This window comes from Protofrankia sp. CiP3 (assembly GCF_917627345.1).
Taxonomy (GTDB): domain Bacteria; phylum Actinomycetota; class Actinomycetes; order Frankiales; family Frankiaceae; genus Protofrankia.
Map to the genome: position 1 here is coordinate 54,822 of NZ_CAKJTM010000017.1, position 14,680 is coordinate 69,501.

Annotated in this window: 16 protein-coding genes; 4 read left to right on the top strand and 12 right to left on the bottom strand. The window is 66.8% G+C overall.

Features of this window, described 5'->3' with window-relative positions:
- Positions 1–119: 119 nt before the first annotated feature.
- Together nrdR and MJ797_RS09145 are read right to left on the bottom strand one after the other, a co-directional pair.
- Entirely contained in the window at positions 120–569 is a 450-nt protein-coding gene (gene nrdR / locus MJ797_RS09140) for a transcriptional regulator NrdR (protein WP_239308853.1), read from the bottom strand.
- Between the two features lie 110 nt (positions 570–679).
- Complete coding sequence (locus MJ797_RS09145) at positions 680–982, bottom strand: LysM peptidoglycan-binding domain-containing protein (RefSeq protein ID WP_239333672.1); 303 nt, start codon at positions 980–982, stop codon at positions 680–682.
- Between the two features lie 256 nt (positions 983–1,238).
- Here MJ797_RS09145 and lexA point away from each other — a divergent pair, with 256 nt between their 5' ends.
- From lexA to hflX, 4 genes are read left to right on the top strand one after another with little or no spacing between them, the layout of a single operon-like run.
- Positions 1,239–2,012 (top strand): transcriptional repressor LexA, encoded by a 774-nt coding sequence (lexA, locus tag MJ797_RS09150; RefSeq protein ID WP_239333674.1) that lies wholly within the window; start codon positions 1,239–1,241, stop codon positions 2,010–2,012.
- A 38-nt stretch (positions 2,013–2,050) separates the two neighbouring features.
- Positions 2,051–2,929, top strand: a complete 879-nt coding sequence (miaA, locus tag MJ797_RS09155) for a tRNA (adenosine(37)-N6)-dimethylallyltransferase MiaA (RefSeq protein WP_239333731.1) — start codon at positions 2,051–2,053, stop codon at positions 2,927–2,929.
- Between the two features lie 49 nt (positions 2,930–2,978).
- On the top strand, positions 2,979–3,875 hold the full coding sequence (locus MJ797_RS09160) for an EAL domain-containing protein (RefSeq protein ID WP_239333676.1): 897 nt from the start codon (positions 2,979–2,981) through the stop codon (positions 3,873–3,875).
- Positions 3,876–3,924: 49 nt separating this feature from the next.
- On the top strand, positions 3,925–5,325 hold the full coding sequence (gene hflX / locus MJ797_RS09165; protein ID WP_239333678.1) for a GTPase HflX: 1,401 nt from the start codon (positions 3,925–3,927) through the stop codon (positions 5,323–5,325).
- 37 nt (positions 5,326–5,362) lie between these two features.
- Here the strand turns inward: hflX and MJ797_RS09170 are convergent, their stop codons facing one another.
- From MJ797_RS09170 to MJ797_RS09215, 10 genes are all read right to left on the bottom strand, one after another.
- Positions 5,363–6,208: an alpha/beta fold hydrolase gene (locus tag MJ797_RS09170; protein ID WP_239333680.1), complete on the bottom strand. Its 846-nt coding sequence runs from the start codon at positions 6,206–6,208 to the stop codon at positions 5,363–5,365.
- A 2-nt stretch (positions 6,209–6,210) separates the two neighbouring features.
- On the bottom strand, positions 6,211–6,939 hold the full coding sequence (locus MJ797_RS09175) for a class III extradiol dioxygenase subunit B-like domain-containing protein (protein WP_239333682.1): 729 nt from the start codon (positions 6,937–6,939) through the stop codon (positions 6,211–6,213).
- 14 nt (positions 6,940–6,953) lie between these two features.
- Entirely contained in the window at positions 6,954–8,435 is a 1,482-nt protein-coding gene (miaB, locus tag MJ797_RS09180; RefSeq protein ID WP_255738636.1) for a tRNA (N6-isopentenyl adenosine(37)-C2)-methylthiotransferase MiaB, read from the bottom strand.
- A 155-nt stretch (positions 8,436–8,590) separates the two neighbouring features.
- Positions 8,591–10,249 carry a ribonuclease Y gene (gene rny, locus MJ797_RS09185; RefSeq protein WP_239333686.1) on the bottom strand — a complete coding sequence of 553 codons (1,659 nt, stop codon included), beginning with the start codon at positions 10,247–10,249 and terminating at the stop codon, positions 8,591–8,593.
- Positions 10,250–10,517: 268 nt separating this feature from the next.
- Complete coding sequence (locus MJ797_RS09190; protein ID WP_308128300.1) at positions 10,518–11,015, bottom strand: regulatory protein RecX; 498 nt, start codon at positions 11,013–11,015, stop codon at positions 10,518–10,520.
- Between the two features lie 56 nt (positions 11,016–11,071).
- On the bottom strand, positions 11,072–12,100 hold the full coding sequence (recA, locus tag MJ797_RS09195; protein ID WP_239333688.1) for a recombinase RecA: 1,029 nt from the start codon (positions 12,098–12,100) through the stop codon (positions 11,072–11,074).
- Between the two features lie 227 nt (positions 12,101–12,327).
- Positions 12,328–12,522, bottom strand: a complete 195-nt coding sequence (locus MJ797_RS09200; RefSeq protein ID WP_239309924.1) for a DUF3046 domain-containing protein — start codon at positions 12,520–12,522, stop codon at positions 12,328–12,330.
- A gap of 107 nt (positions 12,523–12,629) precedes the next feature.
- On the bottom strand, positions 12,630–13,349 hold the full coding sequence (locus MJ797_RS09205; RefSeq protein WP_239333690.1) for a hypothetical protein: 720 nt from the start codon (positions 13,347–13,349) through the stop codon (positions 12,630–12,632).
- A gap of 4 nt (positions 13,350–13,353) precedes the next feature.
- The gene (locus MJ797_RS09210) at positions 13,354–14,121 is read right to left on the bottom strand and encodes a PspA/IM30 family protein (protein ID WP_308128301.1); all 768 of its coding nucleotides are present in this window, start codon (positions 14,119–14,121) and stop codon (positions 13,354–13,356) included.
- A 108-nt stretch (positions 14,122–14,229) separates the two neighbouring features.
- A complete protein-coding gene (locus tag MJ797_RS09215) occupies positions 14,230–14,577 on the bottom strand; it encodes a helix-turn-helix domain-containing protein (protein ID WP_239333692.1) in 348 nt (115 codons plus the stop codon).
- Positions 14,578–14,680 lie beyond the last annotated feature (103 nt).

Here is a 14,680-nt window from a genome sequence, read left to right on the forward strand (position 1 = left end):
CGCTCCTCGTCTGGCGGATACGGCATTGGGCGGCGACTAGGGCGTGTTTCGACAGTCACCTGGACGCGGCTCCCTGATCGAACGACGACTTCCGAAACACGCCGTAACCAGCTGGTGAACTACCTGGCCTGCGTCCGAAGACCGGCGATCGCGGTCTCGAAGTCCGCCAGGGAGTCGAAGGCCAGGTACACCGAGGCGAACCTCAGGTAGGCGACCTCGTCAAGATCTCGCAGTGGGCCGAGAATCGCTCGGCCGATCTCGTCCGAGGGAATCTCGGCCGCTCCGGACGCACGCAGCGTGTCCTCGACCAGCTGAGCAAGCTGGGCCAGCGCGTCCGTCTCCACCGGGCGGCCCTGGCACGCCCGGCGCACCCCCGCCACCACCTTCGCGCGGCTGAACGGCTCGGTGACCCCGCTGCGTTTGATGACCCGTAGTGATGCCTCCTCGATCGTCGTGAACCGGCGGCCGCAGGACGAACACGATCGCCGACGGCGGATCACGGCACCTTCCTCGGTCTCGCGGCTGTCGACAACCCTGCTGTCCGGGTGTCGACAAAACGGGCATCGCACGGACGATCCCCCAAGATCTTGATGACTTACACCTTCGTAACTACCACATGTTGTGGTGGACGATAGAGTCAGCCACCACGGCCTGGCAAACCCGCCGGCGTGTCCAACGGTCAGGGCAGGCGAAGCGCCTGACCCGGAACAAGATCGGTGGTGTCGAGCTGATTCATACCGGCCAGCCGCGCCACAACCACCCGGGTGTCACCCTCAGGCGCCAGCCCACGCGCTATCCCCCACAGGGTCTCCCCGGACTGGACCACATGAACACGCGCCGGCCCGCCGCCCCCACGCGACGAGGCCAACGAGGTCACCCGCGCGAGCGACAGGACCAGACAGAAGACAGCCGCGACGAGGACGACCAGGACCGCCCGACCTCTCCTGGTCAACCTCAGTGGAGGCTCAGCCGACCTCTCCACCACACACTCCTTCAACCTCCGAGATCGCAAACGACGAACATCCGTTCGATCGAACTCCCGATCGAGTTTCTACCGCACGACCCCGACGGAATCGCCACGACACGCTCGAACAGACGTTTGAGAAATTCGGTCACGGCAGTTACGGTCGTACCGATGAGATGTCGGTTGTGACCACCAGCGCCGGTTCCTGGCAAAACCACCGGGTCCGCCGGGAGCGGAGTCTGCCACGACCGCGAAACGAAGGAGAACGGCAGGTATGACCACCGACCCCAACCGCGCCCGACGTGGCCGGCCACCACGCGGCAGCGTGCGCGACCTGCCGGACGGGCCGGCGGACGCGTCGGGCCTGACCCCCCGCCAGCGCAAGGTGCTGGAGGTGATCCGCAATGCCGTCGAGCGCCGCGGATACCCCCCCAGCGTGCGCGAGATCGGCCAAGCGGTCGGGCTGACCAGCACAAGCAGCGTCGCGCATCAGCTCAGGATGCTGGAGGAGAAGGGCTTCCTACGGCGTGACCCCCACCGCCCGCGGGCCATGGAGGTACTTTCCGCGGACGCACCGGTCCGCCCGGCGGCACGTGACAGCCTCCGTCTCGGGGCACCAGCGACGCCGGCTGCCGGTGCCGACGGATCGGTGGTCCCGCCGGACGGCCGTCGCGACGCGGCCTACGTACCCGTCCTCGGCCGCATCGCGGCGGGCGGGCCGATTCTTGCCGAACAGGCGGTTGAGGAGATCTTCCCTCTTCCCCGGGAAATCGTCGGCGAGGGCACCCTGTTCATGCTACGCGTTGTCGGGGATTCCATGGTCGATGCCGCGATCTGCGACGGGGACTGGGTGGTCGTCCGGCAACAGCCGGTCGCGGACAGCGGCGAGATCGTCGCCGCAATGATCGATGGCGAGGCCACGGTCAAGACCTTGCGTCACCGTGATGGCCATGCATGGCTCCAACCACAGAACCCGGCCTATGCCGATATTCCGGGTGACGAGGCGGCGATCCTCGGCCGGATCGTCGCGGTTCTGCGCCGGGTCTGATCGTGGCTGGCTGTGCCGACCGGGAGAAAGCCGGACGCATGGTGGCGGTCGTCGGGCCGACCGCGGCCGGCAAAAGCGAACTCGCGATCGACCTTGCCGCCGTACTCGGCGGTGAGGTCGTCAATGCCGACTCCATGCAGCTCTACCGCGGCATGGACATCGGCACAGCCAAAGTACCGACGCGGGAGCGCAGAGACGTCCCGCACCATCTGCTTGACATCTGGGAAATCACCCATGCCGCTGACGTGGCGTCCTACCAGGCCAGAGCACGAACCGTCATCGACGATCTGCTGAGTGCCGGCCGGACCCCGGTGCTCGTCGGCGGCTCAGGGCTCTACATCAGGGCTGTCATCGACGACCTCAGGTTTCCTGGCACCGACCCGGCGGTACGCGCGCGCCTTGAACAGGAGCTGTCCGAACGCGGGGCGGCCGCGTTGCACGCCGACCTGACCGCGCGGGCGCCCAGAGCGGCTGCCGCCATCCTGGCCAGCAATGGTCGCCGCATCGTGCGCGCGCTGGAAGTGCTGGAGCTCACCGGCGGCTTCGCCGCCTCCCTACCGGAACACCGCGCGGTCTATGACGTCGTTCAGATCGGCCTCGACCATCATGACCTTGATATCCGAGTCGCCGACCGCGTGGCGGAGATGTGGGCTGCCGGCATGGTCGAAGAGGTTCAGACGCTCGCCGGTCTGGGCCTGCGGAAAGGACGCACCGCCTCACGCGCCCTGGGCTACGCCCAGGTCCTGGCGTGGTTGGATGGCGAGATCGAATCCAGTGAAGCCGCCCGGCTCGCGACAATTGCCGCGACGCGCCGATTCGTCCGCAGACAAAGGTCGTGGTTTCGCCGCGATCCCCGCATAATTTGGCTAGACCATCCCGACGTCGATCAGGTGGCGGGCATGGTCAGCTCAGCCTGACATGCGATGGGTACCGGCGACCCGTTCATCCCGGCGTCTGGAGACATCTGTGACCGCGCTCGAGCTGAACCTCGTCCCGGCCCTGTGCGCCGCATTCGACGACGGATCGTTGCAGCTGCATTACCAGCCCGAGGTTGACCTGCACAACGGGTCGGTCCCGGCAATGGAGGCGTTTCTGCGTTGGCAGCATCCCGATCGTGGGTTGATGCGCCCGTCACAGTTCATGCCGGTCGCCGAAGCGGCCGGCCTGTCCGAACAGGTCGGACGCTGGGTGCTGCGGACCGCCGTGACGGAGGCTCGGACGTGGCACGAGATGGCTTCAGGGACCATGATCCGCCCACCTCGCCTGTGGGTGAACGTCACTGCCGACCAGCTGACCAGGCCGGATTTCGCGGCCGAGGTGGAACACCTCGTGCGTGACCGGGGGCTGCCGCCGGGAGCCCTCGGGCTGGAGTTCACCGAACAGACTCTTGGGCTGGCGCACATCGGGGTCCCCCGCCTGTTGGCCCAGCTACGCTCGTTCGGGCCAGCGATCGGTGTTGACGGGTTCGGCACCTGGTATGCTTCGATGTCGACTCTTGATGTCCTGCCGCTGGACATGGTGAAGATCGACGGTCGGTTCCTTCATGCGATGCAGCGGGACCTGGAAGGTGAAGCCGTACTGGCCTCGATCATTACGCTGGCTCACCGACGCCGGCTGATGGTGGCGGCAGAAGGCGTCGACAGCGCGGTCATCGCATCCAGGTTGGCGGCGATGAACTGTGACCGCGGCGCCGGCCGGCTGTTCTGCCCACCCGTTCCCACCGACGACGCCCGGATGATCGCGCTCGGCCGCGGCCGGCCAGACCGGTGGCAGCAGCGATCGGGTCCATCCGCGGCGTCTTCCCGCCCCACGTCCCGCCACGCCGCCACCGTACCGATGCGCGCACCCGCCGGTGCCGGCTGAGTAACGGATCGACCATCCGCATGCAACCGTGTGTCAGAGAAGGGCAAATATGACGCTTCCCGCCGTTGAGGACACCATCCGCGACCAGTTCTTCGACGCCACCGGCGAGGGACTCGATCTCGTCGATCGAGCGGCCCTACGCCGAGTTCCGGGTCTGACGACCGAACTCGACGACGTCACCGAGGTCGAATACCGCCAGCTCCGGCTGGAACGAGTCGTCCTCATCGGCGTGTGGACCACCGGGACCGCCACCGACGTCCAGACCTCCATGACCGAGCTCGCGGCACTCGCGACCACGGCGGGCTCGGTCATCCTGGACGCGCTCGTCCAGCGCCGTGACACTCCCGACGCCGCGACATACGTCGGTTCCGGCAAGGCCCGGGAACTGAGCGAGGTCGTTGCCGCTGTCGGCGCCGACACCGTTGTCTGTGACGGGGAACTGACCCCCGGCCAGCTGCGCCAGCTGGAGGATGTCGTAAAGGTCAAGGTCATCGACCGGACCGCGCTGATCCTGGATATTTTTGCCCAGCACGCGACCTCCCGGGAAGGCAAGGCGCAGGTCGAGCTTGCTCAACTGCAGTACATGCTGCCGCGACTGCGCGGCTGGGGTGAGTCGATGTCACGGTCCGGCGGCGGCATCGGCACCCGGGGCCCCGGTGAAACAAAGATCGAAACCGACCGGCGGCGCCTGCGCGCGCGCATGACCAAACTCCGCCGGGAACTCGCCGACATGAAGACGGTCCGGGCGACGAAGCGGTCCTCACGGCAACGCAGCAGTGTACCCGCGGTCACGATCGCCGGATACACCAACGCCGGCAAGTCCTCGCTGCTCAACCGCCTGACCGGCGCGGGCGTGCTCGTCGAGGATGCGCTGTTCGCCACGCTTGATCCAACGGTACGGCGGGCCACACTCCCGGACGGCCGGATCTTCACCCTCGCGGACACCGTCGGCTTCGTCCGCCATCTGCCGCACCAGATCGTCGAGGCGTTCCGCTCGACCTTGGAGGAGGTCGCGGACGCCGATCTTCTCCTGCACGTGGTCGATGGTTCGCATCCCGATCCGATGTCACAGATTTCGGCTGTCCGCACGGTGATCAACGATGTCGACGCCGGTGACGTCCCCGAGCTGATCGTGGTGAACAAAACCGACCTGGCGGACCCGGCGGTACTGGCTCGGCTACGCCGAGAAATCCCAACCGCGGTCTTCGTGTCGGCCCGCACCGGCGAGGGCCTGACCACCCTGGTGGAGGCGCTGACCGAACATGTACCGCACCCCGCGGTTGACGTGCGTGTGCTGGTGCCCTTCGCCCGCGGGGATCTGGTGTCCCGGGTCTACGCCGACGGCGAGGTCCTCGATCTCGGGCACACAGCGGACGGCACCATTCTGCGGGCTCGGGTACCGGTCGGCCTCGCCGCCCAGCTCGCCGTGTTCCAGCTCGAACCAGCCTGAAAACGGATGGGCAAGCCGACCGGTCGAGCTCGTGTAGCTATGCCGCCCGCTGGCCGACGGCCTCGCGCCAGAAATCGATCAGCACCGCCGCGGTAGCCGGTGGATTTTCGGTCGCGGGTGAGTGCGCGGCGTCAGGGATCACTTCGTAGCGGGCACCGACACGCACGGCCATGTCCGCCTGCAGATGCGGCGGCCAGGCGTCATCGGCGATGCCGTGCGCAACCAGAACAGGCGCGGCGGCCTCGCGGATCACAGCCGCGAGCTCGCCGACCCGGTCAGGCTCGCCAAGAAGCTGCTCACCCATGACCCGCAGGCCAATGTCGCTGCTGGCGAAGAACCTGCGCTCGAGGAACTCCAAACCACCCGGTGGATAGACGGTGGTGTCCGCGACGCGCACCGCGGCCCACACCGCGTCGCGACCGCTGCGGTCGTAGACGATCCGCATGGCTCGCAACGCGATCCGGCGGGCGCCGACGATGCCCGCGGGACCCGAGCTGAGCAACACCAGGCTGGCCATGATCGAAGGCCGGTTAATGACCGCGGCACGGGCGACCAGACCGCCAAAGGAATGGCCGAGCAGATGCACCGGCCGGCCGATCTCGTCGACCACGCGCCCTACGTCCGCAGCCAGTGCCTCGACCATGCAGTCCCGTTCCGGATCGGCGGCCGGCGACTCGTACTGGCCACGCTGGTCGATCGCGATGACATTGAACCCCGCCTGCGCCAGCCCTTTCATGATCAGCAGATAGTCCTCCTTGCTCCCGGTGTACCCGGGCAGCAGGACGACCGGTGGATCAGCTGGTGAGCCAGCTCGCAGTGCCGCCAGACCCGCGTAGGTCAAGCGCCGCACTCCCGGTGGCAGTTCCGTCGACGTCAAGAGCATTACTAGTGACTCCCCCATTTCCAGCAGGCGACCACGTACCCCACACCGTAAGGCGCACCAACGTACTCAGCGTAAGATATCCATGACCGTTCGTGCGTGTCACTCGGCCTGGAAACAAGACTCGCGCCAGCCAGTACCTGCCACGAGGCACGGCCCGCCGCCATCAGCTCACGGGAGAGAGCGGGCTCGAGCCGCAGCAACCCGGGCGCGTCAGCCGCGGCCAACGCCGCAGCCACCGTGTCGTCATGAGCCGCGGCGCGTTCATCAAAGCCGCCGGGAGCGCCGACCGTCCGCCGCGCGCTGCCGTCCGCCATCACCAGGAACGCGACCCTGGCCGCACGTTGAGCCAACGTGACGCCGATGGTGGCAGCCTCCCGCGGGACGGTCATCGCGCTCACGCCGAATCCGGCCACGTCCCCCTGCCATGCCGTCTGTTCGAGCAGCCAGGCTCCGACCGTCAACGACAACGGCAACGTCGGCCGGTCCGGGCATTGCTGACCAGGTTGGCTTGCCTGTCCCAGAGTCACCGAGCGGGACACCCCGAAACCGGTCAGGGATCCCGACTGGCCGGCCGCATATGCCGCCGTTCGTGGGGCATCGCCGACAACCACGAGAAGGTCCGGCTCCCATGCGACCAGCCGACGAACGGCCTGGATTGCCGGTTCTCGCACAGCTACCGGCTCGCCTCGCGCCACCTCGGGAATGAGCAACGGTGGATGCGGGCAGGTCACCGCCGCGAGCAGCATTACCGGTGGCGCGTGGGCATACCGAGGTCGGTCAGCCGCCGCGTCATCCCGGTCTCCCCAGCATCGCTCGGTGTGTGCCGCGCGATCTGCCAGAGGTCACCCGCTCTGGTCCGTCGATGGGTCAGTGGCGGATCGTCCGCCACAAGATGGTGCGGCGCGCCTCTGGTGATCACAGTTTCGATCACATCACCGGGCCGGATCCCTGGGTCCGCGCTGTCGGAAACAGCCGGTGGCCGGAGGTGGACAAGCCGGCCGTCACGGGCACGGCCAGATCGTCGCCCGGTGGCGGCATCCTTGCGCCCCTCGCCCTCGACGACCAGTACCTCCACCCGCTGGCCGACGAGCATGCGGTTGGCCTCCCAGGAGATCTCCTCCTGAACGGCCACCAGCCGGTCATAGCGGTCCTGAACAACTGCCCGGTCCACCTGGCCGGCCATGGTCGCCGCCGGAGTCCCGGCTCGCTGGGAGTACTGGAACGTGAAGGCGCTGGCGAACCGCGCCTCGCGTACCACCTGCAGGGTATCGGCGAAGTCGGCCTCGGTCTCCCCAGGGAAACCGACAATGATGTCGGTGGTGATCGCGGCGTGGGGCAATGCCGCCCGCACCCGCTCGACGATCCCGAGGAACCGGTCCTGACGATAGGAACGACGCATCCGCCGCAGCACCGCGTCCGATCCCGACTGCAACGGCATGTGCAGCTGTGGGCAGACCGCCTCCGTCGCCGCCATCGCCTCGATCACATCGTCGGTGAAGTCGCGTGGATGCGGCGAGGTAAACCGGACCCGCTCCAGGCCATCAACCGTCCCGCAGGCGCGCAGCAGTTTCGCGAATGCTCCCGGGTCACCCAGTGACCGGCCATAGGAGTTCACGTTCTGGCCGAGCAGCGTAATCTCCAGAACACCCTCGGCGACCAGGGCATCGACCTCGGCGAGGATCTCCCCGGGCCGACGGTCGGTCTCCCTGCCCCGCAGGCTCGGAACGATACAGAACGTGCAGGTATTGTCACAGCCAACACTGATACTTACCCAGGCCGAATGATGGGCTGCCCGCTTGACGGGAAGTGCGCTGGGGAAGACCTCCAAGGCTTCAGCGATCTCGACCTCGGCCACCGCGTTGTGCCGAGCGCGCTCCAGCAGCACGGGCAGCCGGTGGAGATTGTGCGTCCCAAAGACGACGTCCACCCAGGGCGCACGTTCGGCGATCAGCCCGCGGTCCTTCTGCGCGAGGCAGCCGCCGACGGCGATCTGCATTCCCGGGTGACGCTGCTTGGCCGGAAACATCTGGCCGAGGTTGCCGTAGAGCCGGTTGTCGGCGTTCTCCCGCACAGCGCACGTGTTGAAGACCACCAGATCAGGAGTGACGTCAACGCCAATTTCAGCTGGCACGTAGCCAGCGGCCTCAAGCATGCCGGCGATGCGTTCGGAATCATGGACGTTCATCTGGCAGCCAAACGTCCGGACCTGATAGCTGCGGGGACTCACGCAGCCAGCCTACGGTGCGCAACCCGGACCTTCCTGGTCCGCCAGCCCCAATGCCGTCGAGGCCGGGGTCAGCGGCGGGGTGCGTGAGCGCGGGACCTCGCCGCCCAGGATGACGGAACGCCGCCGTCACCACCATCGATCATGGTAGAGACGGATCAGCGGGCAACCTCAACGGCGCGGGTCTCCCGGACGACGGTGACCCGGATCTGGCCGGGGTAGGTCAGCTCGTCCTCGATCTGCTTGGCGACATCACGAGCCAACATGTGGGCGGCAATGTCATCGACCTGGTCCGGGACGACCATCACCCGGACCTCACGACCGGCCTGCATCGCGAACACCCTTTCAACGCCCGGACGCCCAGCGGCGATCTGCTCGATGCGTTCGAGGCGTTTGACGTAGGATTCCAGGCTCTCCCGGCGAGCACCCGGTCGCCCACCGGAAATCTGGTCAGCGGCCTGGGTGAGAACGGCTTCGATCGAACGCGGCTCAACCTCGTTGTGATGCGCCTCGACCGCATGCACCACATCCTCGTCCTCACCGTAACGGCGGGCGATCTCGGCGCCGATGAGGGCATGGCTGCCCTCCACCTCGTGGGTCAGCGCCTTGCCGAGATCGTGCAGCAGCGTTCCCCGCTTGGCCAGAGCTGGTGGCAGCCGCAGCTCAGCCGCCATGATCCCCGCCAGATGGGCGGACTCGACGAGGTGCGCGAGAACGTTCTGGCCGTAGCTGGTCCGATACCGCAGGCGTCCGAGCAGGGCGATCAACTCGGGGTGCATCTCCGCGATCCCGGTCTGCATAAGCGCGTCCTCGCCAGCGCGGACGCAGCGAGCCTCAACCTCACGCCTGGCCCTTTGGTACTCCTCCTCGATGCGGTGTGGATGAATACGCCCATCCGAGACCAGGGCCTCCAAGGTGATTTTTCCGACCTCACGCCGCACCGGATCGAAACAACTCAACAGGACCGCCTCCGGCGTGTCATCGATAATGACATTCACCCCGGTGACCGACTCGAACGAGCGGATGTTGCGTCCCTCGCGGCCGATGATGCGGCCTTTCATCTCGTCGTTGGGCAGGTGCAGCACGGAAACGACCGATTCCGTGGTCGCTTCCGCGGCGACGCGCTGAATCGCCAACGTCACGATTTTCCGGGCCCGGTCCTCGCCCTGCTCACGAGCTTGCGCCTCAATATCGCGGACAAGCACGGCGGCATCTCGACGAGCATCGGCCTCGACAAGTTTGACGAGCTCGGCACGCGCCTGGGTCGCGGTGAGCCGGGCCGTGCTCTCCAGCGTCTGGCGACGCTCCTCCTCCAGATCAACAAGTTCAGCTCGACGCCTGGCGAGATCAATTTCTCGAGCGGCAAGATCACGATCTCGGGTCTCGAGCTCGCGTGCCTGCTCGTCAATCACGGCCGCGCGAACCTCCAGGCGCTGTTCGCGCTGGACGAGCCGAGCATCCTGCGCGTGGAGCTCGGATCGCAGTTGCCGCACCTCCGCCTCGGCCTGCGCCCGGAACGTCTCGACCGACTTGCGGCCTAATTCGCGTGCTTCCGCCTCAACAAGGGAGGCCCGCAACACAGATTCGGCCTCCGCCCGCTCCTGCACCGCCCGTGCCCCCTCCTCAGCCCGGCGTAGCAGTTCGGCGCCATCCCGCTCCGCCTGTTGGATGTCAAGAAGCTCGGCCAACTCCTCATGATCCGTACCGGGACGATGCGCCGTCAGCGCGCCCGAGCCCAATACACGAACAAGCAGTACGGCTATGACCACCAAACCCACGAGCAGGCAGGCCCCAAGCACAGCGAGGAGAACACCCATCGGTCCTCCTCCCGCTGCCGGCCATGGCCCGCAACTAGCGGGCCGGAGCGGCGAGGGGCCCACGAAACGGGCCGTTCCGAAACTTCAACCCGTGTCGTTGCGGACGGCCGGGTTGAGCCCAAACGAACGCGACGACGTCCACAGACATCGCGATCCGGGCCAACCACCCTCGTGTGAAGTTGTTTCACGCTATCGGAACCGCGTCACCGCGGGAGCCCTCTCACCTTCGGTGAGAGTAGGTCTGCGGCTCTCGAACGGTCAAGAAATGCTAGTCCTCCACGCTCCCCTCCAGTTCCTCCATGACCACCCGCAGCACCAGGTCCGAGGGATAGCCACGACGATCGAGTAACGCGGCCAGACGCCGGGCCCGCACCGGTGTGGGCAGGTCGTCCATCGCTGCCAGCCGGCGTCGTACCAGGCTCCGCGCGGTGGCCTCCTCGTCGTCGCCGTCCACGGCCTGCAGAGCCACCGACGAGATCTCCGGATCCACTCCTCGGCGCCGCAGCTCGTGAGCAAGAGCACGCCGACCGAGGCCACGGTTCACCTGGGCAGCGGAAACCAGCATGGCAGCGAACGCCCTGTCGTCCACCAGACCCACCTCGGCCAGGCGGTTCAGCACAACCTCGGCCACTTCTTGATCAATCCTATGACGATCAAGTACAGCGGCCAGTTCCGCGCGGCTTCGCGGACGGGTTTCAAGCTGGCGCAGGCATATCTCCCGCGCCCTGCCCATCGAGTCCGCCCCTTCTCCTCGATCACGATCCACAGCCGTCACCACCGGCTATGATCCACCATCGCCCGAAGATCGACAAAAAGATCAGCTCAGAGATCGGCTGGCGGCTGATCCGCGTCGATCGACGGCACCAGACCGAGCGTTTCCTTGATTCGCTTCTCGACCTCATTCGCGATGTCGGGATTATCACGCATGAAGGAACGAGCGTTTTCCTTGCCCTGCCCCAGCTGATCACCATCGTAGGTGTACCAGGCCCCCGACTTGCGGATGATGCCGTGTTCAACCCCCATGTCAATGAGGGAGCCCTCACGGCTTATACCACCGCCATAGACAATGTCGAACTCAGCCGTCCGAAACGGCGGCGCCATCTTGTTCTTCACAACTTTTACGCGGGTTCGGTTACCTACAGCATCCGTACCGTCCTTCAGGGTCTCGATGCGACGGACATCCAGCCGCACGGACGCATAGAATTTCAGCGCCTTCCCACCCGTAGTCGTCTCGGGCGAACCAAACATGACACCAACCTTCTCGCGGAGCTGGTTGATGAAAACAGCGGTGGTGCCCGAATGCGAAAGAGCACCGGTGAGCTTGCGCAGCGCCTGAGACATCAGCCTGGCCTGAAGGCCGACATGACTGTCGCCCATCTCACCTTCGATCTCGGCCCTGGGCACGAGAGCGGCCACCGAGTCGATGACGATGATATCGATCGCGCCGGACCGGATGAGCATGTCCGCGATCTCCAGTGCCTGCTCACCGGTATCGGGCTGGGAGACCAGCAGCGCGTCGGTGTTGACCCCGAGCTTGGTCGCGTAGTCGGGGTCGAGTGCGTGCTCGGCGTCGATGAAGGCTGCGATCCCGCCGGCGGCCTGGGCGTTCGCGACCGCGTGCAGAGCGACGGTCGTCTTGCCGGACGATTCCGGACCGTAGATCTCCACTATGCGTCCTCGTGGCAGCCCGCCGATGCCGAGCGCCACATCCAGCGCGATGGAACCGGTCGGGATGACCTGGATCGGTGGACGGGTTTCGTCACCGAGCCGCATAACCGAGCCCTTGCCGAACTGCTTGTCGATCTGTGCGAGAGCGTTCTCCAACGCCTTCTCACGGTCGAGTCCTGCCATGGGAGTCACTCCAGGCTGAGGTCGTCGAGTCTTGGCCACGTTGGTGACGGTAGGGGGCAGGTCCGACAGTTTCGAGCGCCGGGCCAGATCTGTGGACAACCGAACGGCCGCGGATGACGCGATCATGGCCTTCTCCCGCCGTCAGCGGCCCTGGCGGACCTGGACGCCTGCCATCCAGGATAGCCGAACACTCGTTCGATGCCATGGTCAACACGCCGCACATCCGGTCAACGGTCGTGCGCGGGTAACTCGAACTCGTCGCACACAGCCCGCCAGACATCCTTGACATCGTCACCACGGGCGAGGGCATCGTGCACCGTCACCCCACCGAGCCTGGCGACCACATGGTCGCGGGCAACCGACTCGGCATACCCGGTACCGAACTGTTTGTTCATCCGCGCCCAGAACTCGGTCAGTCGCACGCCTCTCAGTGTGTCGGACCGGCGAGGCAGACTCGGAACACGGCCGCCCGATCCCGGCTCACGTCGTCCTCAGGACCCACCCGGAGCCGCTTCCCGCCGCATTTGAGTCAGCGCTTGAGATCGCGCATACCCTCAGCGAAGGCGCGCAGCGTGGCGGTCTGGCGGTCAAGACTGTCGAGCTGCCCCGGCGTCAGCTGTGTCGACACCGTCGAGGCGAGCAGGTCGCTGGCGGCGGCCAACATGTTGTCCAACGCCCGCACCCCGGTGTTCATCGAGCTCACCAGCTCCGAGACCGTCGATATGATCTCGGTCCGACGATCGACGTCCGTGACCACCCGGGCCGCCGATTCGCACGCAAGAACACGCTGTGCCCGATTCCGGAGGGTGTCCACCACCTCCGCGGCTGATGCCATCGCCGTGCGGACCGCCTCGGCCGCGGGTCCCGGCGGCGACGCCTGCATGATCGCTGTAAGAGCGGCCATGGCGGCCTCACCACGTTGCATCGGCTCCGCCGCGGCCGATCCGGACAGTCGTGCCCGTGACAGCAGCGGCAGCGCCGACGGTGACGACGATACGGCGAGCTGGGCCTGTCGCCAGGCAAGGCCAGCGCGGGCCAACGCGCCGGCTCCCACCACCAGCCACCCCCAGCTGTCCTCCAGCACCGCCATCGTCGGCGCGGCGATGGCCACCCCGGCCCACAGCCGGGTGGACCGCGTTGCCCGCCGCCGACGTCGGTCATAAGCGCGAACGAGCCGTTGCTCACCGCGTATCAGGCGCTGGCGTTCGATGTCGGCGCGGAGCCGGTCCGGCAGATAGCTCACGAGCATCGCGTCAGGGCTCCAGTTGGTCCGGCGAAGGCCGGTCCGGCGAGCCCCTGTCGGCGGACAGTGCCGTGCGGATCTCCGTCAGGCGCTTGGCCGCCTTCGCATCCAGCGCCGCCCTGCGGATCTCCAGCATCTGGGCCTCCACGCCCTGGGAGGCAAGCTCGTGACGTCCCAGCGATACCGCGTAGCGCTGCTCGACCTTGTCGCGGACCTGCGCCAACGTCGGGGTGTCACCTGGCGGAGTCAGCTGGGACATTCCGTCGAGGGCCTTGCTCAGCTGCTCCTGCATGGCGGCATGCTCGATCTGGGTCAGCAGGCGCGCGCGCTCGGCAAGCTGTCCCTGCAACCGCATGGTGTTGTCCTCAACGGCGCGGCGGGCCTGCTCGGCCGAATAGGAAGCCTGCTGGTGGAGGCCTTTGAGCTCCGCCAGGGAACCTTCCGCGGCCACCAGCTGGCTGGCGAAGGCCTGAGCTGTCTGCTCGTGACGATCAGCGGCGACCGCGTCACCACTCGCGTTGGCCTTGTCCGCGAGCATGACGGCCTGACGCGCGGAGTCGGCCAGGTTCTCCACCTCATCGATCTGACGTGCCATCCGCATCTCCAGCTGCCGCTGGTTGCCCACCACAGCGGCGGCCTGGCCTACCAGCGCCTGGTGCTGCCGCTGGGCCTCGGTGATCGCCTGATCGATCTGTACCCGCGGATCGGCCTTTTCGTCCAGCTTCCGGTTCGCCGAAGCCGACAGGTAGCGGTAGAACTTGCGGACGACGTTCGCCATGCACCAATCGTCCCACGCCGACGCTGCGCAGCGAAGCCAGGGCGCGCCTGATCGATCTTCGACCACGCGGATGGATGCTCACCTCGAACAAGATCCATCAGACAGGCCCTAGGCGGCGCGCTCCACCACTGCGGTGGATGTACCGCCGCGTGCGGGCATGCCCGCCATCGGCGGCATACCCGTCATCGGGACACCAACCCGCGCCGGCCCGCCAACGGCGAACTCGGCGAGCTCCAGGTCGTCGCTCACCTCACGGAGCAGGTCGGCGAGACGGACACCGAGCGCGGCACAGATCGCGGCGAGCAGTTCCGAACTCGCCTCCTTCTGCCCGCGCTCGATCTCGGACAGGTATCCGAGCGAGACTCTCGCGGCAGAGGACACCTCGCGGAGGGTCCGATGTTGATCTTGACGGCGGCGGCGCAATGCCTCGCCGAGCATGCGTCGGAGCAGGACCATCGTGCCTCCTCCTTCGTCCTCAGGCTGGGCCTTACCGTATACCCGTCGTCCACCGGGATGGCCGGCCGTTGATACGAATGTAACTATGTAAGCAATCCGCGTC

Excerpts from the sequence above, each read along its gene's own strand:
- lexA (WP_239333674.1), top strand. The coding sequence starts at position 1,239 with ATGACCACCGACCCCAACCGCGCCCGACGTGGCCGGCCACCACGCGGC.
- miaA (WP_239333731.1), top strand. The coding sequence starts at position 2,051 with ATGGTGGCGGTCGTCGGGCCGACCGCGGCCGGCAAAAGCGAACTCGCG.
- hflX (WP_239333678.1), top strand. The coding sequence starts at position 3,925 with ATGACGCTTCCCGCCGTTGAGGACACCATCCGCGACCAGTTCTTCGAC.
- MJ797_RS09170 (WP_239333680.1), bottom strand. The coding sequence starts at position 6,208 with ATGCTCTTGACGTCGACGGAACTGCCACCGGGAGTGCGGCGCTTGACC.
- rny (WP_239333686.1), bottom strand. The coding sequence starts at position 10,249 with ATGGGTGTTCTCCTCGCTGTGCTTGGGGCCTGCCTGCTCGTGGGTTTG.
- recA (WP_239333688.1), bottom strand. The coding sequence starts at position 12,100 with ATGGCAGGACTCGACCGTGAGAAGGCGTTGGAGAACGCTCTCGCACAG.
- MJ797_RS09205 (WP_239333690.1), bottom strand. The coding sequence starts at position 13,349 with ATGCTCGTGAGCTATCTGCCGGACCGGCTCCGCGCCGACATCGAACGC.
- MJ797_RS09210 (WP_308128301.1), bottom strand. The coding sequence starts at position 14,121 with ATGGCGAACGTCGTCCGCAAGTTCTACCGCTACCTGTCGGCTTCGGCG.
- MJ797_RS09215 (WP_239333692.1), bottom strand. The coding sequence starts at position 14,577 with ATGGTCCTGCTCCGACGCATGCTCGGCGAGGCATTGCGCCGCCGCCGT.